The organism is Micrococcus sp. Mcc28, assembly GCF_024519775.1.
GTDB classification, from domain to species: Bacteria; Actinomycetota; Actinomycetes; order Actinomycetales; family Micrococcaceae; genus Micrococcus; species Micrococcus luteus.
On sequence record NZ_JALJRH010000004.1, the window covers coordinates 98,132 to 118,338 of the forward strand.

Here is a 20,207-nt window from a genome sequence, read left to right on the forward strand (position 1 = left end):
GCGCCCCCGGGGAGCGGCGGATGACGCCGTCCGACGGCGCGCCCACGATCGAGGCGACACAGCCGCATCGGTCTGCAAGGATGATGATGATCTGACCAGTCGATGCTCAGGGCAAGACCTGAAGCGCGCTGCGATGCGAGAGGAGCCAGACATGGCAGTCGTCGACACGTCCACAGACGTCACCGGGATCGGGAGGACCATCGAGGTGGAGGTCGGGGCCATGGCCCACGGCGGCCACTGCGTGGCCCGGCACGAGGGGCGGGTCGTCTTCGTGCGCCACGCCGTGCCCGGCGAGAAGGTCCGGGTGGCCCTGACCGAGGCCGAGGACGGGGCCCGCTTCTGGCGCGGCGACGTCGTGGAGGTGCTGCGGCCCTCCGAGTTCCGCCGCATCCACCAGTGGAAGCTCGCGGACATGCTGCGCGCCCACGCCTCGGGTCGCCCGCCCGTGGGCGGCGCCGAGTTCGGCCACATCGTGGTCCCGCACCAGCGCCGGCTCAAGGCCCAGGTCTTCCGGGACACGGTGCACCGCATCGCCGACCTCGCGGTGGAGCCGGAGGTGTGCTTCGCCGGCTCCGAGGACGAGCCCACCGGCCAGCGCTGGCGGACCCGGAACGCGTTCGCGGTGACCCCCCAGGGGCACATCGCGATGCACGCCTACCGTTCGGCGACCCTCCTACCCGTGCGCAACATGCCGCTCGGCGTGCCGGCCCTCGATGCGCTCGCCCTGTGGGACTGGGACTTCACCGGAGCCGCCCGCGTGGACGTCGCGACGCCGGCCTCCGGCTCCCGCCCCCTCGTGCTGGTGACGCCCACCCCGCAGACGCGGGCGGACGAGGTCAAGCTCGGCCGGCTGCGCACCCGGATCCGCCAGGCGGCCAATGCGTGCGGCGTGGACGTCTCCACCGGCCTGGCCCTGCCCGGCCCGAAGCAGTTCCAGCCGGTCAAGGTCGAGCGCATCACCGGCAAGACCTGGGTCGAGGAGACCGTGGAGTCCGAGCGCGGCGGCACCAAGCGCTTCCGCGTCACGGGTGACGGCTTCTGGCAGGTCCACCAGCACGCCCCGGCCACCCTCGTGGACGCGGTGCTCGAGGACGCGCGCGTCGAGCCGGGCCAGGTCGTGGCCGACCTCTACGGCGGCGCCGGCCTGTTCAGCGCGTACCTGGCGGACGCCGTGGGACCCGAGGGCCGCGTGTACTCGGTGGAGGCCTCCCGCCAGGCCTCGAAGGACGCCCGCCGCAACCTGCACGACCAGCCGCAGGCCTCGGTGCTCAACGGCCCCACGGACAAGGTGCTCGGCAGCTGGCTGAAGTACCCCGAGCGTCCCGTGGCGGACGGCGGCCTCGGCGGTGCCGCGCTGGACACCGTCGTCCTGGACCCGCCGCGGGCGGGCGCGGGGCGGCGGGCGATCGAGCGCATCCTCGCGCTCGAGCCGGGCCGCATCGTGTACGTCTCGTGCGACCCCGCCTCGTTCGCCCGCGACCTGGCGTGGCTGCGCGACGGCGGCTACGAGGTGGAGCGCGCCCGCGTGTTCGACCTCTACCCGGACACCCACCACCTCGAGTCGGTGACCGTGCTGGTGCCGGCCGCCCAGAGCGCCCCGGCCGCGGCCGTCGTCGAGATCTGACCCGGCATCCGCGTGGCGGCCTGCGGGCCGCCGCGCGCCATGCCCGCGTCACACGGGACCGGCGCGGTACCCTGGGACGCAGTGCGGCACCTGTGACGCAGACGACGCCCGTCCCGGACGGGGCGCGGTCCGCGGCCGCGGGTGACCACCCCCCACTGGACGAGCGCCCGGAGGAAACCGGGCGGGAAGAGGAGTCCTCTCGTGACCACCGTCGACAGCTTCGGCTCCAAGGGCGTCCTGGACGTCAAGGGCGCCGAGTATGAGATTTTCCGTCTGAACAAGGTCGAGGGGGCGCAGAAGCTGCCCTACTCCTTGAAGGTGCTGCTGGAGAACCTGCTGCGCACCGAGGACGGCGCCAACGTGACCGCCGACCAGATCAAGGCCCTGGCCGCCTGGGACCCGAACGCCCAGCCGGACACCGAGATCCAGTTCACGCCGGCGCGCGTGATCATGCAGGACTTCACCGGCGTGCCCTGCGTCGTGGACCTGGCCACCATGCGTGAGGCCATCCAGGACCTGGGCGGCGACCCGGAGCGCGTGAACCCGCTCTCCCCGGCCGAGCTCGTGATCGACCACTCCGTGCAGATCGACTCCTTCGGCAACGACGCCGCCATCGAGCGGAACATGGAGATCGAGTACGAGCGCAACGGCGAGCGCTACAAGTTCCTGCGCTGGGGCCAGACCGCCTTCGACGACTTCAAGGTCGTCCCCCCGGGCATGGGCATCGTCCACCAGGTCAACATCGAGAACCTGGCCCGCACCGTGATGACCCGCGAGGTCGACGGCGTGCTGCGCGCCTACCCGGACTCCTGCGTCGGCACCGACTCGCACACCACCATGGTCAACGGCCTGGGCGTGCTCGGCTGGGGCGTCGGCGGCATCGAGGCCGAGGCCGCGATGCTCGGCCAGCCCGTGTCCATGCTGATCCCGCGGGTCGTGGGCTTCAAGCTGACCGGCAGCATCCCGTCCGGCGCCACCGCGACCGACGTGGTGCTGACCATCACCGAGATGCTCCGCCAGCACGGCGTGGTCGGCAAGTTCGTCGAGTTCTACGGCGAGGGCGTCGGCTCCGTGCCCCTGGCCAACCGCGCCACCATCGGCAACATGTCGCCCGAGTTCGGCTCCACCGCCGCGATCTTCCCGATCGACGAGGTCACCCTCGACTACCTGCGCCTGACCGGCCGCTCCGAGGAGCAGGTCGCCCTCGTGGAGGCGTACACCAAGGAGCAGGGGATGTGGCACGACCCGTCCTCCGAGGTCGCCTACTCCGAGTACCTCGAGCTGGACCTGTCCACCGTGGTGCCCTCCATCTCCGGCCCGAAGCGTCCCCAGGACCGCATCGAGCTCACCGACTCCAAGGACCAGTTCCGCAAGGACCTGCACAACTACGCCACGCAGGACGAGGCCGGCGAGGGCCGCCCGTCCAAGCTCGTGGACGTGGCCATGCCGGACGGCCGCCAGTTCCAGCTGGACCACGGTGCCGTGTCCATCGCCTCGATCACCTCGTGCACCAACACGTCAAACCCCTCCGTGATGATGGCGGCCGGCGTGCTGGCCCGCAACGCGGTCGCCAAGGGCCTGAAGTCCAAGCCGTGGGTGAAGACCTCCGTGGCCCCGGGCTCCCGCGTGGTGACCGACTACTACGAGAAGTCCGGGCTGCGCGAGTCCCTCAACGACCTCGGCTTCAACGTGGTCGGCTACGGCTGCACCACCTGCATCGGCAACTCCGGCCCGCTGGAGTCCGAGATCTCCGAGGCCATCCAGGAGAACGACCTGTCCGTGACCGCGGTGCTCTCCGGCAACCGCAACTTCGAGGGCCGCATCAACCCGGACGTGAAGATGAACTACCTGGCCTCCCCGCCGCTGGTGGTCGCCTACGCCCTGGCCGGCACCATGGACTTCGACTTCGAGAACGAGGCCCTGGGCCAGGACACGGAGGGCAACGACGTCTTCCTCAAGGACATCTGGCCGGACCCGACCGAGGTCCAGCAGATCATCGACGCGTCGATCGACACCGAGATGTTCACCTCGCAGTACGCCACGATCTTCGACGGCGACGAGCGCTGGCAGTCCCTGGAGACCCCCTCGGGCTCCACCTTCGAGTGGGACGAGAAGTCCACCTACGTGCGCAAGCCCCCGTACTTCGAGGGCATGACCATGCAGCCGGACCCGGTGTCGGACATCTCCGGCGCCCGCGTCCTGCTCAAGCTGGGTGACTCCGTGACCACGGACCACATCTCCCCGGCCGGCTCCTTCAAGTCGGACACCCCGGCGGGCCGCTACCTGCTGGAGAACGGCGTGCAGCGCAAGGACTTCAACTCCTACGGATCCCGTCGTGGCAACCACGAGGTCATGATCCGCGGCACGTTCGCGAACATCCGCATCAAGAACCAGCTGCTCGACGGCGTGGAGGGCGGCTTCACGCGCGACTTCACCCAGGAGGGCGCCCCGCAGGCCTACGTGTACGACGCGGCGCAGAACTACGCCGAGCAGGGCACCCCGCTGGTGGTCCTGGGCGGCAAGGAGTACGGCTCCGGCTCCTCCCGTGACTGGGCGGCCAAGGGCACCGCGCTCCTGGGCGTCAAGGCCGTGATCACGGAGTCCTTCGAGCGCATCCACCGCTCGAACCTCATCGGCATGGGCGTGCTGCCGCTGCAGTTCCCGGAGGGTGAGAACGCCGACTCGCTGGGCCTGACCGGCACCGAGACCTTCGACATCTCCGGCATCACCGCCCTCAACGAGGGCACCACGCCGAAGACCGTGAAGGTCACGGCCACCGGTGAGGACGGCAGGGTCACCGAGTTCGACGCGGTCGTCCGCATCGACACCCCCGGTGAGGCCGAGTACTACCGCAACGGCGGCATCCTGCAGTACGTGCTCCGTCAGATCGCCGCGAAGGCCTGATCCACGGGACACCGCCCGCGCGCGGGCACCACGACGACGGCGGCCCGCCGCCCTCCGCACGGAGGGCGGCGGGCCGCCGTCGTCGTGGCCGCTGGGGCCGACCCCGGTGCACGACCGCTCTTCATCCCCCAGTTCAGAGTCCGGCTCACCCTCGGGCCAGACGGGCCTAGGGCGTGTCTGACAATGAATCCAGGGTCGGCTGGCGCCCTCGAAGACACGTCCCGGTTCCAGATGCTCTCCCACGCCCCCACAGGCCGGCAGGGCCGGCCGTTCGCCGATGCCGTCACGATGGTCGACGCCATCATCCACCGGGACAGGTGCTTCGATCCCGTGGCGGGACCTGCCCGAGGTCTCCGGGCCCTGGCTGAGTAGTGTGGACCTGGCACGGCCGCATGGCCGAAGAGGGCACCTGGGACACGGTGCTGGCAACACGGACCACCTGCAGCGGATGCCGAAATCCTGATCGATTGGTCGGTCTCGGTCGACTCCACGATCGCCCGCGCCCATCAGCACGCGAGGAACACCACCCGGCTCAGAGGGGCTGGATCGAACGACAAGGAATCCGCGTGAAGAGCCCGCCGATCACGGCCTCGGGCGCTCACGGAGCGGGCTGAGCACGAAGACCCATCAGCTGGTCGACGGTGCTGGGCGAGAGGGCGTACTCATCGCGGGCGATCGGCACCCATCTGCGCGCCGGTGGCATCAAGGCCGTTCTCCCCAACCGGCTGACCAGCAGGGCCACCGCAGACGCCGCGGCTCGGCCGGCGGCCGACCCGTGGGCCTGGACTCGGAGGCTTACACGGGCCGGAACGTGATCGAGCGCCAGGACGCGCACCTGAAGCAATGGCCGGGCCTGGCGAGCAGGTACGACGAGTACGCGATCGTGTACTGGGCTGCCGTGGTCCTGAATGCTGTGCTCGCGTGGTCGACGGCATTGTCGGACACGCCCGAGTGGCGTGTTCGAACTGATCGACGATCCAGGTCAAGTGCTCGAGAAGCTCGGCGAGGCTCAGCACCGGCAGGTATGAGCGTGAGGACCTGGACAGAGAGGATCCCCCGAAATGCACATCGTGAAACAGAGTGAGCGATGTAGTGCTCTTCAGTTGGCACTGGTTGATATTGGTCGACGAGGCTTCAGCCCGGTCTGGTGATGCCCTGCGATGACTCTGAAGCCGGCTCTCGGGCGAATCCTCACATCGGGACGCCGAGACCCTGTGGGAGTCCAAGGATGGGACGTCTCGACGCCTGATCTGTCGGCGCTGCAGAGGAGCATGAGACCTGGGCCTTAAACCAGCTGAAGACCGGTCAAGCAGGTGGGGTCGTCGGGGCGGGTCGAGATGGCCTTTTTCGCGGTGCGGCCTTCAGCTGAGACAGTGAGAGTAGCGTCAATTCCACGCGGCAGCCAGACCCCGACGAATCCGTTGTCGTACGTCGTCAGCGTTTCATCGAGGAGGGTCTCCCCGGACGTCGCCTCGACCACGGTGACGTGGACGTCAGTATTGGCGAGTTCGCCGGTGCAGGTCGTGAGGCTGTGGAAGTAGCATTCGTGAGTCTGGCTGCGATACGGGGCGATAGAGACGTAGAATTCGTCTTCTGGCATCGGCAGGGTGGTCTGATTGTTCTGGTCGTCGGTCAGTACAAGCTGGTCCGGTTCAATCGACGCGATGAATTCAGACGAGCGATCTGTCACCTTCGTTGAGTCGAGGCGCTTGATGATCTCGCGAGCATTCAATCCGTCTAGATTGTGCTCGACCACCAGTGAGTGATCGGATCCTGCATCAGCGGACGGTCCCGCATCAGCACAGCCGCTGAGCAGGAGGACGGCGCTGGTCGCCAGACCGGTCAAGGCCGCGCAGATCCTCAGGCGGCTCCTGGAGGACTGGATCGGAGCAACAATGGCAAGTGGCATGCCCAACTCTTTTCTCAGGTGAACGTGTTCATGTCGTCAGGTTAGACAGAAGGCATCCCGAGTTCGCCGGTGCCAAGGGCGCGACGACGTGCAAAGCACGCCTGCCCGGAGACATCAAGAGCCTTGTCCTGATCTGGGGCCCACCGGTCCGAGGCACCCTGTGTTGACGAAATCGGATGGTGTCAGGAGCGCACGAGGCGATTGATGGCGTCGGTGGCCTCCTGGATCTTGGCGATGGCCGCGTCTTCATCGCCTTTCTTGGCGGCGTCGAGCACGCAGTGCTTGAGGTGGTCATCGAGCAGACCGGTCGCCACTCCCTGCAGGGCGCGGGTGAGGGCCGAGACCTGGGTGAGGATGTCGATGCAGTACTTTTCGTCGTCGATCATCTTCGTGATGCCGCGGGCTTGGCCTTCGATGCGCTTCATGCGGTTGCGGTAACGGTCCTTGTCACTGATGTAGCCGTGCCGATGGGCTCCGGTGTCGGCACCGGTCTCATCGGCTGCAGTTTCAGTGGTCACGAGTGCGTCCTTCACTTCTGGTGCTCCAGGACGGAGCGGGTGCTGGCATCTGGGGCGAGGTCGATGCGACGCAGCAGCTGGGCGTTGAGCGCGACGACGACGGTGGAGATCGACATCAGGATCGCGCCTACTGACATCGGCATGACGAAGCCGACGGGTGCGAGCACGCCAGCCGCGAGCGGCACAGAGAGCAAGTTGTACCCTGCGGCCCACCACAGGTTTTGCCTCATTTTACGGTATGCGGCACGGGAGAGCTGGATGACCGAGAGGACGCTACGCGGGTCGGAGCTGGCGAGGATGACACCTGCAGAGGCGATGGCGACGTCGGTGCCGGCCCCGATGGCGATGCCGACGTCGGCCTGGGCCAGGGCAGGGGCGTCGTTGACGCCGTCGCCGACCATGGCGACCTTCTTGCCCTCCTTCTGCAGCTGGTCGACCTTGGCGGATTTGTCCTCGGGGCGGACGCCGGCGAAGACCCGGTCGATGCCGAGCTCTCTTCCCACCTCGTTCGCCACGGCTTCCGCGTCGCCGGTGATCATGACGACCTCGACGCCGAGCTGATGGAGCGCATCGACGGCGTCGCGGGACTCTGGGCGAACCTCGTCGGCGAGCTTGAGACCGCCGATGACCTTGCCGTCGCGGAGGACGTGCAGGATGATCGCACCCTCTGCCCGCCATTCGTCGGCGACACCGATCTCGTCCTGGCCGGTCTCCTCGAGCAGACGGGGTCCGCCGACGCGGATCTCATGGTCGGCCACCGTCGCGGTGACGCCGACCGCCGGGGAGGAGGTGAACCCGCTGGCCGGTTCGACGGCGAGGCCCTTCTCCTTGGCGGCGGTGACGATGGACCGGGCGAGGGGGTGCTCACTGTCGGCCTCGGCGGAGGCGGCCAGGGCGAGGAGCTGTTCGGCATTCAGGCCGCCGGTCGGCTCCACGCCGGTGACGGTGGGCTCGCCCTTGGTCAGGGTGCCGGTCTTGTCGAAGAGCACCGCGTCGACCTGGCGCATGGACTCCAGGGCGAGGCGGTCCTTGATCAGGACGCCGCCGCGGGCGGCGCGCTCGGTGGCGATGGACACGACCAGAGGGATCGCCAGACCCAGCGCATGGGGGCAGGCGATGACGAGGACAGTGATGGTGCGAACGACCGCGTCGTCGGGGAGCCCGAAGAGCGTCCAGACGACGGCGGTGATCAGCGCAGCTCCGAGGGGGAACCAGAACAGCAGGGCCGCAGCCCGGTCGGCGATGCGCTGGGCACGGGAGGATGAGCCCTGCGCCTCGGCGACGAGCCTGTTGATGCCCGCCAGAGCCGTGTCGTCGCCGGTGGCGGTGATCTCTACGCGCAGGCCGGAGTCGGTGGCCACGGTGCCGGCGGTGACGTTCTCGCCCTCGCCGCGGGCGACGGGGTGTGATTCGCCGGTGATCATGGACTCGTCCATGTCGGCGCGGCCGTCGACGATGGTGCCGTCGGCGGGGACGCTGCCGCCAGGCCGGACGATGACGACGTCGCCGACGCGCAGCTCTGCCGGGTCGACCTTGACGACGTCGTCTCCCTCTATACGCTCAGCCTCGTCAGGGAGCAGCGCGGCGAGGGAGTCCAACGCCGAGGTGGTCTGGGCCAGTGAGCGCATCTCGATCCAGTGGCCCAGCAGCATGATGACGATCAGCAGCGCCAACTCCCACCAGAACTCGAGCTCGGGGTGGACGAGACCGACAGTGGCGGCCCAGGAGGCGAGGAACGCTACGGTGATGCCGAGCGCGATGAGCAGCATCATCCCCGGCTGGCGGCTTTTCAGCTCGCTGACAGCACCGGTGAGGAACGGGGTGCCGCCCCAGGCGTACATGACGGAGCCGAGGACTGCGGCGACCCAGCCCGCCCAGCTGGGGACCGAGTAGCCCAGGAGCATGGCGAACATGGGGGAGAACGCGACCACCGGGATGGCGATGATCAGGTTGATCCAGAACAGCCGCCGGAACTGGCCGACGTGGTCGCCGTGGCCCGCGTGACCACCGCCGTGATGACCGTGCCCGGCGTGGTCACCGTGTTCCATGGTGTGGTCTTCGTTCTCGGCGCGCGAGTCGTCACGGTGGCCGGACTCGGTGGTCGCGACGCCGGCGTGGTCATGGTGATGCGTGGTCGGGTCCGTCATGCTCTTCGCTTCCCCTCGTCATTCCCCGATCTTTCCTTCGATCGGGTCGTATTTCGCCGCGGACCTTCAGCGCGCCCGCGGCGATCGGCTCAGGAGGCCGGCTTGAGCTCGCTCTCGACGACCCACTTGTGGTTGGTCATCGTCATGCCGTCGGACTCGTAATCGACCATGTAGACGGTCTCCTCGGTGGAGGAGGCGATGGTCGCCTTCGCGCCCTTCATGCCTTCCATGTGTTCGGCCTCGAGAGTGACCTCGGTGCCGTCGGCCAGACGTTCATCTCCGGCGTCCTTGATCTCCTGCTGGACGACCCACTTGTGATCCTTGACCGGCTCCCCGCCTGCGGACGGCGTGAAGTCCACCGCATAGGTGTACGTGTCGTACGCGCCGGCGATCGTCGCGTTCGCACCGTCCATGCCCTCCATGTGGTCGGCGGTGAGCGTGACCTCGGTGCCGACCGGGTATGTGGGCGACGCAGCCGTCTCGATGCCCTCGGGGGCGGGGCCGCCGTCCATCGGATGCTCCATCCCGCCGCTGTCAGAGCTGCTGCCGTGGCCCTCGTGCTGGCTGGTCGTCGAGGGGGTCCCTTGGTCCTGGCCGCCGCCGGTGCTGCAGCCGGTGAACACGAGCGCTCCTCCGAGCACTCCTGCGGCGACGGTGGTCATGAGGTGCTTGCGCATGAAGTCTCCTGTTCGTTCTGGTCCAGTCAACGCTATACCCCTCCCGGGTATCAAGTCGATGTCGATCGGCGGGCGTGGAATCGCCCGGCCAAGATCCAATCGACCCGGGGTGGCAGCGCTGAGGCTGCGATGGAGAACATCGGCTCGGCGGCTCTGGTCGCAGATGGAATCGAGGCCCGAACGGACGGGCTCACCTCGCTCGCCGTCGTGACGGGATCAGCTGCGTCGTCTCGTGAACATCACCGTGGTGAGAAGACGATCCCAGTACCGCCGATCACCCAAGAGAAATTGGTCTTGTCCGGTTGCATCGTCGGGCGTCCCATCGAGACAGGGATCCTGAGAGCCGACGGAAGCTGTGCGACTATCGCCAGGCAGAGCGAAGCATGTCTCAGTACGTGCTCCGTCAGATCGCCGCGAAGGCCTGATCCACGGGGCCCGCCCGCGCGGGCCGCCGCCCGCGTCCCGCCCGGGTGCGGAGCCGCGGAGTAGGCTGGTCGCACCATGGAACATCTGCCCCCCACGAGCCCCGGCGCCCCGCTGCTGCCGCAGATCGCCCGCCCGGCGGACCTGTCGGCCCTCACGGAGGACCAGTTGACCGCGCTGGCGGCGGAGATCCGCGCCTACCTGATCGCCCACGTCTCCAAGACGGGCGGCCACCTCGGACCGAACCTGGGCGTCGTCGAGCTGACGCTGGCCGTGCACCGCGTGTTCGAGTCGCCCAAGGACGCGGTCATCTTCGACACGGGCCACCAGTCGTACGTGCACAAGCTGCTCACCGGACGCCAGGACTTCACGACGCTCCGCCAGGAGGGGGGTCTGTCCGGCTACGGCGACCGCACCGAGTCCGAGCACGACGTGGTGGAGTCCTCGCACGCCTCCAGCTCGCTCTCCTGGGCGGACGGCATCGCGCGGGCCTGGGCGCAGACCGGGCAGGGGGACCGCACCGTGGTGGCCGTGATCGGCGACGGTGCGCTCACGGGGGGCATGGCCTGGGAGGCCGTCAACAACATCGCCGCCGGCCGGGACCGGCGCGTGGTGATCGTCGTCAACGACAACGGCCGCTCGTACGCGCCCACCGTGGGCGGCGTCGCCGAGCACCTGGGCGGACTGCGCCGCGGGGTGCTGGACAAGGTGCGCACCCACCACCGCTACGAGCAGACCCTCGACTACCTCAAGCGCCGCCTCCAGGAGGCTGGCCTCGCGGGGGAGCTGGTGTACCGGCCGCTGCACGCGGCGAAGAAGGGCCTCAAGGACCTCTGGGCGCCGCAGGGCCTGTTCGAGGACCTGGGCATGAAGTACATCGGCCCGGTGGACGGTCACGACCTCATCGCCATGGAGGAGGCCCTCGAGGACGCGCGGGCGTACGGCGGGCCCGTGATCGTCCACGCGATGACCGAGAAGGGGCACGGCTATCCGCCGGCGGTCGCGCACGAGGCGGACCAGTTCCACGCGATCGGCGTGATCGACCCCTCCACGGGCGAGCCCATCACCTCGTCGACGGCCCAGTCCTGGACCTCCGTGTTCGGCGAAGAGATGGTCGCGATCGCGGACGAGCGGCCGGACGTCGTGGCCATCACCGCCGCCATGCAGAACCCCGTGGGCCTGGCCCCGATGGCGCTGGCCCACCCGGACCGGGTGTTCGACGTCGGCATCGCCGAGCAGCACGCGGTCACGTCGGCCGCCGGCATGGCCTTCGGCGGCCTGCACCCCGTGGTGGCCGTCTACGCGACCTTCCTCAACCGCGCCTACGACCAGGTGCTCATGGACGTGGGCCTGCACCGTGCGGGCGTGACGTTCGTGCTGGACCGCGCGGGCGTCACCGGGCCGGACGGCCCGAGCCACCACGGCATGTGGGACCTGGCCCTGCTGCAGTCGGTCCCGGGGCTGCGGATCTCCGCGCCCCGCGACGCGGACACGCTCCGGGAGGAGCTGCGCGAGGCCGTCGCCGTCGAGGACGCGCCCACCGTGGTGCGGTTCGCGAAGGGCTCGGTCGGCGAGCCGGTGCGCGCCCTGGAGCGGCTGTCGGACGGCACGGACGTGCTCGCCCGGCGCGGCGAGGCCGGCGGACGCGACGGCGCCGAGCGGGACGTGCTGATCGTGGCGGTGGGCGCGATGGCCGAGCTCGGCCTCGACGTCGCCGAACGGCTCGAGCGGCACGGCATCAGCGCCACGGTGATCGACCCGCGGTGGGTCCTGCCCGTGGCCCGGTCCGTGATCGACACGGCCGCCCGCCACCGGATCGTCGTGTGCCTCGAGGACGGGGTGCGGGCCGGCGGCGTCGGCTCGCGGATCCGGCAGGAGATGCGCGCGGCCGGCGTGGACACCGCCCTGAACGAGGTCGGCCTGCCGGTCGAGTTCCTCGCCCACGGCAGCCGCGAGCAGGTGCTGGCCCGCGTGGGCCTCACCGCGCAGCGCATCACCCAGGACACCGTCGCCCAGGTCCTCGGCGCCAAGGTCCCGTACGCCCGGCCCGTCCCCGAGGACGCGGCCGCCCCCCACCACCAGGAGCAGGCATGAGCATCGTCCGGCTGTACCGTGATCGCGTCGGCGACGACGGCGCCCGGCTCTTCGAGTACCGCGAGGCATGGGCCGACGCGGAGGCCGGGGAGTTCGTGGTCCACCACGGCCGGGTCGGCCAGCCCGGCACCGTCGGGGAGCAGCCCCTGGCCGACCAGGCCGAGGGTGATCAGCTGCTGGCCGCGTTCGTGGCGCAGGGCGCGGAGGAGGGCTTCGCCGAGGCGGACCCCGCGACCTTCGCCGTGCTGCCGGTGGCCTACCGGCTCCGCGGCCGGGAGGCCACGGTGATCGAGCGGCGCACCGTGGAACGGCTGCGCGTCGAGGTGACCCACCAGCTGGCCTGGCGCGGTCTTGGCGAGGTCGAGGACGTCGTCGAGGAGGCCGGTGCCCTCGTGCTGCGCGTCCGGACCCCCCACGCCCGCAAGGCCGCCGCCGAGATCCCGGCGGCCGCCAAGCGCGCCGACGGCGTGCAGCCGAACAAGGTGGACGTCCGCACCGCAGAGCAGGAGGGCTGACCCGTGCGCCACACCCGTCTCGGCCGCTCCGGGCTGACCGTCTCCGTCGTCGGCCTGGGCTGCAACAACCTCGGCCGCCCCGGCACCGCCACGCTGGAGCAGGCCGGCACCGACGCCGTCGTCCACGCCGCGCTCGACGCCGGCATCACCTTCTTCGACGTCGCCGACGTCTACGGCGCCGAGCCCGGCCTGTCCGAGGAGCGGCTCGGCCGCGCCCTGGGCGCCCGCCGCGACGAGGTGGTGATCGGCACCAAGTTCGGCATGGACATGGGCGGTGTCGCCGGCGACGACGGCGGCGCGCGGGGCTCCCGCCGGTACATCGTGCGCGCCGTCGAGGACTCCCTGCGCCGCCTCGGCACCGACTGGATCGACCTCTACCAGTTCCACACCCCGGACCCGGCCACGCCCATCGAGGAGACCCTCCGCGCGCTCGACGACCTCGTGCGCGCCGGCAAGGTCCGCTACGTGGGCCACTCGAACCGGGCCGGGTGGCAGATCGCCCAGGCCGAGTACGTGGCCCGCGAGCTGGGCGTGGAGCGCTTCGTGTCCGCGCAGAACCACTACAACCTGCTGGACCGCCGGGCCGAGCTCGAGGTGGTCCCGGCGGCGGCCGAGTTCGGGCTCGGCGTCCTGCCGTACTTCCCGCTGGCCAACGGGCTGCTCACGGGCAAGTACTCGCAGGGCGACGCCCCCGAGGGCTCGCGCCTGTCCCACGTGCGCCAGCACATGGTGGCCGACGCCGACCTGGAGCAGCTGGCCGCGTTCGGCCGGTTCGCCCGGGAGCGGGGGATCACCGAGGTCCAGGCCGCGATCGGGTGGCTGGCGGCGCAGGGACCGGTGTCCTCCGTGATCGCCGGCGCCACCCGTGCCGAGCAGGTCGTGGAGAACGCGGCGGCGGCCGACTGGCTCGCCACCGCGGAGGACCTGGCCGAGCTGGACGCCCTGTTCCCGGGCCCGGAGAAGGTCGCGCTCTTCTGATGGCCGGCGCGCTGACCGGCGCGGCCGCCGCGACCCCGCTCGTGCCGACGCCGGGGGAGGCCGCCCTGGGCTGGACCGTGTCCGTCGTGGCCGGTGCGCTGTGGGTGGCCGGCTTCGTCTCGCTGGGCCGCAGCCCCCTGGACGCCCGGGCGCGCCTGCCGTGGGTCGGCCTCATGCTGCTGCTGCCGGTGCTGGGGGCGCTCATCTGGTTCTGGTGGCGGCACCGCTACTACCCGGCGCGGCGGCGCGAGCAGCCGGCGTGGGACCCCAACGACCGCTCCGCCGTCGTGGTGCCCCCGCGCCGGCGCTACGGCGCGCCGGAGGAATGAGCCGGGCTCAGAGCTTGACGACGATGCGGTCGTCGACGACGGCCGCGTCGTAGTCCATGAGGGCCTTGCGGGCCGGGCCGCCGAACGGCTTCCCCGAGGTGACGTCGAAGTGCGAGCCGTGGCAGGGGCAGGCGTAGGCCGGGCCCTCCTGCCGGTCCACGACCTGGAGCAGGCAGCCCTGATGCGTGCACACGTTGGTGAAGGCGGTCACCGTGGTCTCGTCCACGCGATGCATCATCAGCGTCCTACCCTGCACCTGCACCTCCCGGGAGGCGCCCACGGGCAGCTCGGCGGCGGGCAGCGCGTCGACGGCGTCGGAGCCGGTGTAGTGGTCCTGCGCGGTGTCCTTCTCACGCAGCCGGTCCGTGCAGCCGGCCAGCGCGAGTGTGCCGGCACCCGCGGCGGCGACGGCGGCGCCGCGGCCCAGGACGGTGCGGCGGGAGGTGTCCGGGCGGGCGTGGTCGTCGCAGCAGCCGGACCGGGAGGAGTTCGGGGTGAGGGGGGAGTCCTGCGTGGTCATCGACCCATTATCGCCCGTGGCGAGGGCGGATGCGACCGGGCCCGACGGGTGCGAGGATCGGGGGGACGGACCCCCGAGCCCCAGGAGCACCGCCGTGACCCACCCCGCCCCGCGCCCCACCGGCGCCGCCCGTTTCGACCTCACTCCCTTCGAGCGGTGGGAGGCCGTGACCCTCGACGACGTGCACGTCGGCTTCCTGCACCGGGTGCTGGAGGACGGCGTGCTGACCACCCGCATGGGCTTCGCCCCCACGCCCGCCCAGCGCGCCGCCCGCGGTGGACTGCCCGAGCGCTACCTCGCCCAGACGCAGGTCGGCTTCACGCCCGACGGGGACGGCTGGGCATGGACGACCCACGAGGACTCCGCCGGAGCCCAGCGGGTGCGCATCGACCGTGAGCGGGCCGGCATCGACGCCGCGGTGCTGCCCTCGTACGCGGAGTACCTCCTCCTCGCGCGGGTGGCCGCCGAAGGCCCGCTCGCCGTGGACCGGCTCGAGGAGGCCTCGCCCCTGCAGGGCGGGCTGCGCGTGCCCCGCGCCGAGCTGCGCCCGGCGGACGCGGGCGGGTCGGACGTGCGGGTGGCCGTCGTCGCGGACGGCGTGGAGCTGGGGGCGCACCTCGTGCGCGAGGGCGCCGTGGTCGCCTCCGACTGGGGCGGGGGCACCGCCTCGACCCCCGTGGCCGACCAGGCCGCGGCGACCGCCGGGCTCGACGCGCACGTGGTGACGTTCGCCGGGCTGCCGATCGCCTGAGCCGTGGGCCGGGCCGTCGCGGACGGCCCGGCCGGGGCCGGTCAGGCCTGCGCGGCCGGGTGGAAGCGCCGCCCGTTCACCCGCTCGGCGGCCCCGCAGTCGTCCAGGTACGGCGTGATGCCGCCCAGGTGCAGGGGCCAGTTGGCGCCGAGGATCATGCACAGGTCCACGTCCTCGGGGGCCGCGACGACGCGCTCGTCCAGGAGCAGGCCGATCTCCTCGGCCAGCGCGTCCTCGACCCGGCGCAGCAGCTCCTCGGAGGTCTGCGGGGTCGAGCCCTGCTCCAGCAGGGCCGCGGTCGCCTCCGGGATCTGCTCGCCGGTCGCGCCGGCGGCCTCCTCGTCGCGCCGGTCGGGGCGGACGTCCTTGGCCCAGATCGCGGTCTTGCCGGCGTCGATCAGGCGCTGCAGGTTCGCCGAGACCGGGAAGCGCTCCGCGCCGAAGGACGCGGAGAGGGACTCGGACACGTGCTGGGCCACGGGGATGCCGACCATGGCCAGGAGGGTGAACGGCGTCATCGGCAGGGCCAGCGGGTCCAGCGCGTGGTCGGCCTCGTGCGCGTCGGTGCCCTCGTCGAAGGAGTTCTGCACCTCGCCCATCATGCGCAGCAGGACGCGGTTGACCACGAACGCGGTGGCGTCGTGGACGAGCACGCCGGTCTTGCGGAGCCGGCGGGTCAGTTCGAACGCGGTGGCCACGACCTCGTCCGTCGTCGCCTCGGTCCGCACGATCTCCACGAGCGGCATGACCGCCACCGGGTTGAAGAAGTGGAAGCCCACGAGGCGCTCGGGATGCTCGAGGACCTCGGCCATGGCGGCCACGGACAGGCTCGAGGTGTTGGTCATCAGGATGGCGTCCTCACGCACGATGCCCTCGAGCTCGCGGAAGACGGTGCGCTTGACCTCGAGCTCCTCGAAGACGGCCTCGATGACGATGTCGGCGTCCGCGTACACCGCCTTGTCCGTGTCCGCGGTGATCAACCCGGCCAGGGCCTCGCCGTCCTCGGCGGAGAGCCGTCCACGGGAGACCATCTTCTCGACCTGCGCGCGCACGCCCGCCAGGCCGCGCTCGACACGCTCGGCGTCGATGTCCGTCATCACGACGGGCACCCGCAGGTGCCGGGCGAAGACGAGGGCGAGCTGGCCGGCCATCAGGCCCGCACCGACGATGCCGACCTTGCGGACCTCGCGGGCGAGCTCGCGGCCCGGGTCGCCGGCGGGGCGCTTGGCGCGGCCCTGGACGAGGCCGAGGAACGCGTACACGGTGCGCCGGAACTCGGGGGAGTGCAGCAGCGTCCCGAGGGCGTCCGCCTCGGCCTGGGCGGACTCGGCGCGGGTGCGCGTGCGGGCGCCGGTGAACAGGTCCTCCAGGTGACGGCGCGCCGGCAGGTGGCGTCCGGGGCGAGCGGCCTGCAGCCGCTCCAGCGCCGCCAGGGCGCGGTCCCAGGCGGCGTCGGACACGTCGCGGTCGCGGTGGGCGGCCAGTTCGGCCGCCACGGACTCGTCCCCGGCGACCAGGGCGGCGGCGAGCTCGAGGCCCGCGTCGAGGAGGTCCCCCTCCACGATCCGGTCCATCAGGCCGAGCCCGTGCGCCGCGCGGGCGTCGAGCATGCGGTTGTCGTCGAGGGGGTTCTTCAGCACGACGTCGACGGCGGCCTCCGGGCCGATCAGATGGGGCACGCGCCACACGCCGGACCAGCCGGGGATCAGGCCGAGCCGGACCTCGGGCAGGCCGAAGCCCTTCGCATCGGCGGCCACCACGCGGTGTCCGGCGGCCAGGGCCAGCTCGAGGCCGCCGCCGAGGGCGAGGCCGTTCACGAGCGCGACCGTGGGGATCTCGAGGGCCGCGAGCCGGTCGTAGACGGCGTGGCCGAGCAGGGCCAGGTCGCGGCCGACGTCGTCGGTGAGGCCCGCGATCAGGGACAGGTCCGCCCCGGCCGCGAAGGTCCCCTCCACACCGGTCACGGCCAGGGCCTGGATCGCGCCCGCGGCGGCCCGGGCGGCCTGCTCGTCGAGCACCCGGCCGAGGCCGAGGAGCGTGGCCGGGCCCAGGGTGGCGGGCCGGCGGGGTCCCTGCCCGTTGTCCAGCGTGAGCAGCGCGAGCGTGCCCGCGCCATCGGGCAGGGCGTGGTCGGTCACGGTGACGGTGGTGACGACCTCATCCGGGGCCAGGGCGGGCAGGTGGTCGAAGGAAGCAAGAGAAACGGATGTCATGCGGGTCACACTACCGGCGAGTAGCCTCGGCGTCGACGCGACGCGACGGACCGATCCGGCCGGCCGCGTCGGGGGCTCAGGCGCCGGCGGGATCGGGGTCGAGGAGCGCGACCGTGACGATCGCGCCGACGTTCTCCACCTGCCACGGGCGCGCGCCCCGCTCCGTCAGGAACGCGTCGACGGTCTCGGGGGTGATCGGGGCGGGCGGGGTCCAGCAGATCCGCCGAAGGGTGTCCGGGGTGAGGAGGTTCTCGGTGGGCATCCCCAGCTGCTCGGCCCGTCGGGCGACGCGGGCCTTGGCCGTGCGCAGGCGGCGGTCCGCCACCGGGTCCCGGTCCTTCCAGGCCCGGGGTGGGGGCGGGCCGTCCCCGGTGCGGATCTGCGCCGCGGGGGCGTCGTCCCGCTCGGCGTCCTCGACGCCGGCCCGGATCGCGGCGATCCAGCGCGGGGCCTCGCGGCTCGCGGCGCGGCCGTGGAAGCCGGAGGTCTGGCGCAGGGCGGGGACGGTGCGCGGCTGGGCGGCCGCGGCGGCGACGATCGACCGGTCCGGGATGAGCCGGCCGGGGGCGACGTCGCGGTGGCGGGCGAGGTCCTCGCGGGCCTCCCACAGGCGCTTGAGGACCGCGCGCTGCACGGGGCGGCGCAGCGTCTGGGAGCCCGAGGTGCCGCGCCAGGGGTCCTTCTTCGGCGTGGGCGGCGGGGCCGTGCGCACGTGCTCGAACTCCTGCTCGGCCCACGCGAGCTTGCCGTCGGCCTCGAGGCGCGCGATCAGGGCCTCGCGCAGCGGGACGAGCAGCTCGACGTCGAGCGCCGCGTAGGTGAGCATCGCCTCGGGCAGCGGACGCACCGACCAGTCGGCGGCCGAATGCTCCTTGGCGAGGGTGACCCCCAGCAGCTCCTCCAGGACCGCGGCCAGGCCGACGCGCGGCAGGCCGGACACCCGGGCCGCGAGCTCGGTGTCGAACAGCCGATCGGGGCGCAGCCCCTGCTCGGCCAGGCAGGGCAGGTCCTGGCTGGCCGCGTGCAGGATCCACTCGACGCCCGCGAGGGCCTCCTGCAGCGGGGCCAGCCCGTCGAGGGCTTCGGGATCGACGAGCCAGATGCCGGCGCCCTCGCGCTTGAGCTGGACGAGCATAGCCCGCTGGCCGTACCGGATCCCGGAGGCGCGCTCCGCGTCGACGGCGACGGGCCCGGTCCCCGCGGCGAGCGCCGCGGCGCAGGCCTCCAGGCCCGCGCGGGTGTCGGTGAGCCGGGGGACTCCACCGGCCGGTGTGGCGATCAGCCGCGGGGGCGCGTCCGGGGCGGCCGTCTCGGGGGCGTCGGTCATGCTGCTCCTGTTCGGGGAGGTCGGGGCGGGGACGGGCCGGGGCCCGGTGTGTCGGAGGCGCGGGCGCGCGGTCAGGGGCCGGCCGTGTGGACGTCCGCGGCGTGCTCGGGCGGCAGACCGGCGAACGCGCAGATCATGTCCGACCACGCCTCGAGATGCGAGCCGAGGTCCCGCGGGGCCGGGGTCCACGAGGCGCGCAGCTCGATGTCGGTGGTGTCCGGGGCCGCACTGAGCGTCCCGAAGCCCTCCGCGATGCTGCGCGTCGCGGTGCCGCCGGCGTGGGAGTGCTCGGCGTGGCGGCGCTCGAGCGCCTCCACGAGCCACGTCCACGCGACGGCGCCGGCCAGCTGGTCCAGTGCGACGTCCGGTTCCAGGCTCGCACGGATCCATGTCACCGCCCGGAAGCCTCCCGGCCACCGGGCGTCCGGGGCCGGGTCGTGCAGGAGGACGAACCGCCCCGTGGCCAGCACGCCGCCGGTCGCGCCCGGCCCGTCGCACACGTCGGCGGCGAGGGCGACGGCGAAGGGCGCCTGCCCCTCGGGTGCCGGGATCTCCCGCAGCCGCACCTCGGTCCGTGGCCGCGCATCGCGCAGGTCCGCCAGGGCACGCCGGAACACCCCCGGCGGCACGGGCGCCTCGACCGCCCCGGGGGCGGCGGAGAGGCGACGGGGCCCGATCACGCTCATGCCCGTCAGCCTAGGCTGCGGGGCCCAGCGGGCCGCGGGGGCGCGCCGTGGACGCCACGGCGCTCCCGCACCGGATCAGCGCGCCCCGTCCGGGGCCGCCGCGTCGTCGGCGGGGGCCAGGCGCAGCGAGATCGAGTTGATGCAGTAGCGCAGGTCCGTGGGGGTGTCATAGCCCTCGCCCGCGAAGACGTGACCCATGTGGGAGCCGCACGCCGCGCACCGCACCTCGATCCGCTCCATGCCCAGGGTGGTGTCCTTCAGGTACTCCACCCGGTCCTCCGCGAGCGGTGCGAAGAACGAGGGCCAGCCGCAGTGCGCGTCGAACTTCTCGTCCGAGCGGAACAGCTCGGATCCGCACGCCCGGCACGCGTACACGCCCTTCACGTGCGAGTCCCAGTACTCGCCCGTGAAGGGCCGTTCCGTGCCGGCCCGGCGCAGCACCTGGAACTCCTCGGGCGTGAGCCGTCGGGCCCACTCCTCGTCCGTCAGGCGGGCGCCGCCCGGGGCGGCCAGGGTCTGCTCGGGAGCGGGGACGTCCCGCGCGGGGTCGGGGGTGGGGCCGTCATGGGGGGTGTGGGGAGTCTCGGTCATG

Annotated in this window: 16 protein-coding genes and 1 pseudogene; 8 read left to right on the forward strand and 9 right to left on the reverse strand. The window is 71.9% G+C overall.

Annotation, left to right across the window (positions count from 1 at the left end):
- Positions 1-151: 151 nt before the first annotated feature.
- The 3 genes and pseudogenes from NR073_RS03180 to NR073_RS11320 all read left to right on the forward strand — a co-directional run.
- Complete coding sequence (locus NR073_RS03180) at positions 152-1,624, forward strand: class I SAM-dependent RNA methyltransferase (RefSeq protein WP_020625083.1); 1,473 nt, start codon at positions 152-154, stop codon at positions 1,622-1,624.
- A 201-nt stretch (positions 1,625-1,825) separates the two neighbouring features.
- Positions 1,826-4,528 carry an aconitate hydratase AcnA gene (gene acnA, locus NR073_RS03185; protein ID WP_020625084.1) on the forward strand — a complete coding sequence of 901 codons (2,703 nt, stop codon included), beginning with the start codon at positions 1,826-1,828 and terminating at the stop codon, positions 4,526-4,528.
- 183 nt (positions 4,529-4,711) lie between these two features.
- Positions 4,712-5,477 (forward strand): annotated as a pseudogene (locus NR073_RS11320) (transposase); the annotation flags it as partial.
- Positions 5,478-5,813: 336 nt separating this feature from the next.
- On the opposite strand, the gene NR073_RS03195 reads toward NR073_RS11320, so the two are convergent.
- From NR073_RS03195 to NR073_RS03210, 4 genes are all read right to left on the reverse strand, one after another.
- On the reverse strand, positions 5,814-6,437 hold the full coding sequence (locus NR073_RS03195; protein WP_044659994.1) for a CueP family metal-binding protein: 624 nt from the start codon (positions 6,435-6,437) through the stop codon (positions 5,814-5,816).
- 182 nt (positions 6,438-6,619) lie between these two features.
- Positions 6,620-6,955: a metal-sensitive transcriptional regulator gene (locus tag NR073_RS03200; RefSeq protein ID WP_270618289.1), complete on the reverse strand. Its 336-nt coding sequence runs from the start codon at positions 6,953-6,955 to the stop codon at positions 6,620-6,622.
- An 11-nt stretch (positions 6,956-6,966) separates the two neighbouring features.
- Positions 6,967-9,102 carry a heavy metal translocating P-type ATPase gene (locus NR073_RS03205; protein WP_256748605.1) on the reverse strand — a complete coding sequence of 712 codons (2,136 nt, stop codon included), beginning with the start codon at positions 9,100-9,102 and terminating at the stop codon, positions 6,967-6,969.
- Positions 9,103-9,191: 89 nt separating this feature from the next.
- Complete coding sequence (locus tag NR073_RS03210) at positions 9,192-9,779, reverse strand: YdhK family protein (RefSeq protein ID WP_036382830.1); 588 nt, start codon at positions 9,777-9,779, stop codon at positions 9,192-9,194.
- A gap of 501 nt (positions 9,780-10,280) precedes the next feature.
- Here NR073_RS03210 and dxs point away from each other — a divergent pair.
- Genes dxs through NR073_RS03230 form a run of 4 tightly spaced genes read left to right on the forward strand, consistent with a single transcriptional unit; the run spans position 10,281 to position 14,118 of the window.
- Entirely contained in the window at positions 10,281-12,296 is a 2,016-nt protein-coding gene (gene dxs / locus NR073_RS03215; RefSeq protein WP_044659995.1) for a 1-deoxy-D-xylulose-5-phosphate synthase, read from the forward strand.
- Positions 12,293-12,811, forward strand: coding sequence for a hypothetical protein (locus tag NR073_RS03220; RefSeq protein ID WP_044659996.1), 519 nt, complete (start codon positions 12,293-12,295; stop codon positions 12,809-12,811). The genes dxs and NR073_RS03220 overlap by 4 nt, the downstream gene beginning before the upstream one ends.
- A gap of 3 nt (positions 12,812-12,814) precedes the next feature.
- Positions 12,815-13,789 carry an aldo/keto reductase gene (locus NR073_RS03225; protein WP_020627855.1) on the forward strand — a complete coding sequence of 325 codons (975 nt, stop codon included), beginning with the start codon at positions 12,815-12,817 and terminating at the stop codon, positions 13,787-13,789.
- Positions 13,789-14,118 carry a PLD nuclease N-terminal domain-containing protein gene (locus NR073_RS03230; protein WP_020627854.1) on the forward strand — a complete coding sequence of 110 codons (330 nt, stop codon included), beginning with the start codon at positions 13,789-13,791 and terminating at the stop codon, positions 14,116-14,118. The genes NR073_RS03225 and NR073_RS03230 overlap by 1 nt, the downstream gene beginning before the upstream one ends.
- 7 nt (positions 14,119-14,125) lie before the next feature.
- Here NR073_RS03230 and NR073_RS03235 read toward each other — a convergent pair whose 3' ends face one another.
- A complete protein-coding gene (locus NR073_RS03235) occupies positions 14,126-14,638 on the reverse strand; it encodes a Rieske (2Fe-2S) protein (protein ID WP_020627853.1) in 513 nt (170 codons plus the stop codon).
- Between the two features lie 94 nt (positions 14,639-14,732).
- Between NR073_RS03235 and NR073_RS03240 the strand changes: the two genes are divergently transcribed.
- Positions 14,733-15,389, forward strand: coding sequence for a hypothetical protein (locus NR073_RS03240; RefSeq protein ID WP_036382836.1), 657 nt, complete (start codon positions 14,733-14,735; stop codon positions 15,387-15,389).
- Between the two features lie 41 nt (positions 15,390-15,430).
- Here NR073_RS03240 and NR073_RS03245 read toward each other — a convergent pair whose 3' ends face one another.
- From NR073_RS03245 to msrB, 4 genes are all read right to left on the reverse strand, one after another.
- Positions 15,431-17,602 carry a 3-hydroxyacyl-CoA dehydrogenase NAD-binding domain-containing protein gene (locus tag NR073_RS03245; RefSeq protein WP_036317899.1) on the reverse strand — a complete coding sequence of 724 codons (2,172 nt, stop codon included), beginning with the start codon at positions 17,600-17,602 and terminating at the stop codon, positions 15,431-15,433.
- Positions 17,603-17,678: 76 nt separating this feature from the next.
- Positions 17,679-18,929, reverse strand: a complete 1,251-nt coding sequence (locus NR073_RS03250; RefSeq protein ID WP_036382839.1) for an HRDC domain-containing protein — start codon at positions 18,927-18,929, stop codon at positions 17,679-17,681.
- Positions 18,930-19,000: 71 nt separating this feature from the next.
- Positions 19,001-19,615: a DUF3000 domain-containing protein gene (locus NR073_RS03255; RefSeq protein WP_020627849.1), complete on the reverse strand. Its 615-nt coding sequence runs from the start codon at positions 19,613-19,615 to the stop codon at positions 19,001-19,003.
- Positions 19,616-19,690: 75 nt separating this feature from the next.
- Positions 19,691-20,206, reverse strand: coding sequence for a peptide-methionine (R)-S-oxide reductase MsrB (msrB, locus tag NR073_RS03260; RefSeq protein WP_020627848.1), 516 nt, complete (start codon positions 20,204-20,206; stop codon positions 19,691-19,693).
- Position 20,207: the final 1 nt, after the last annotated feature.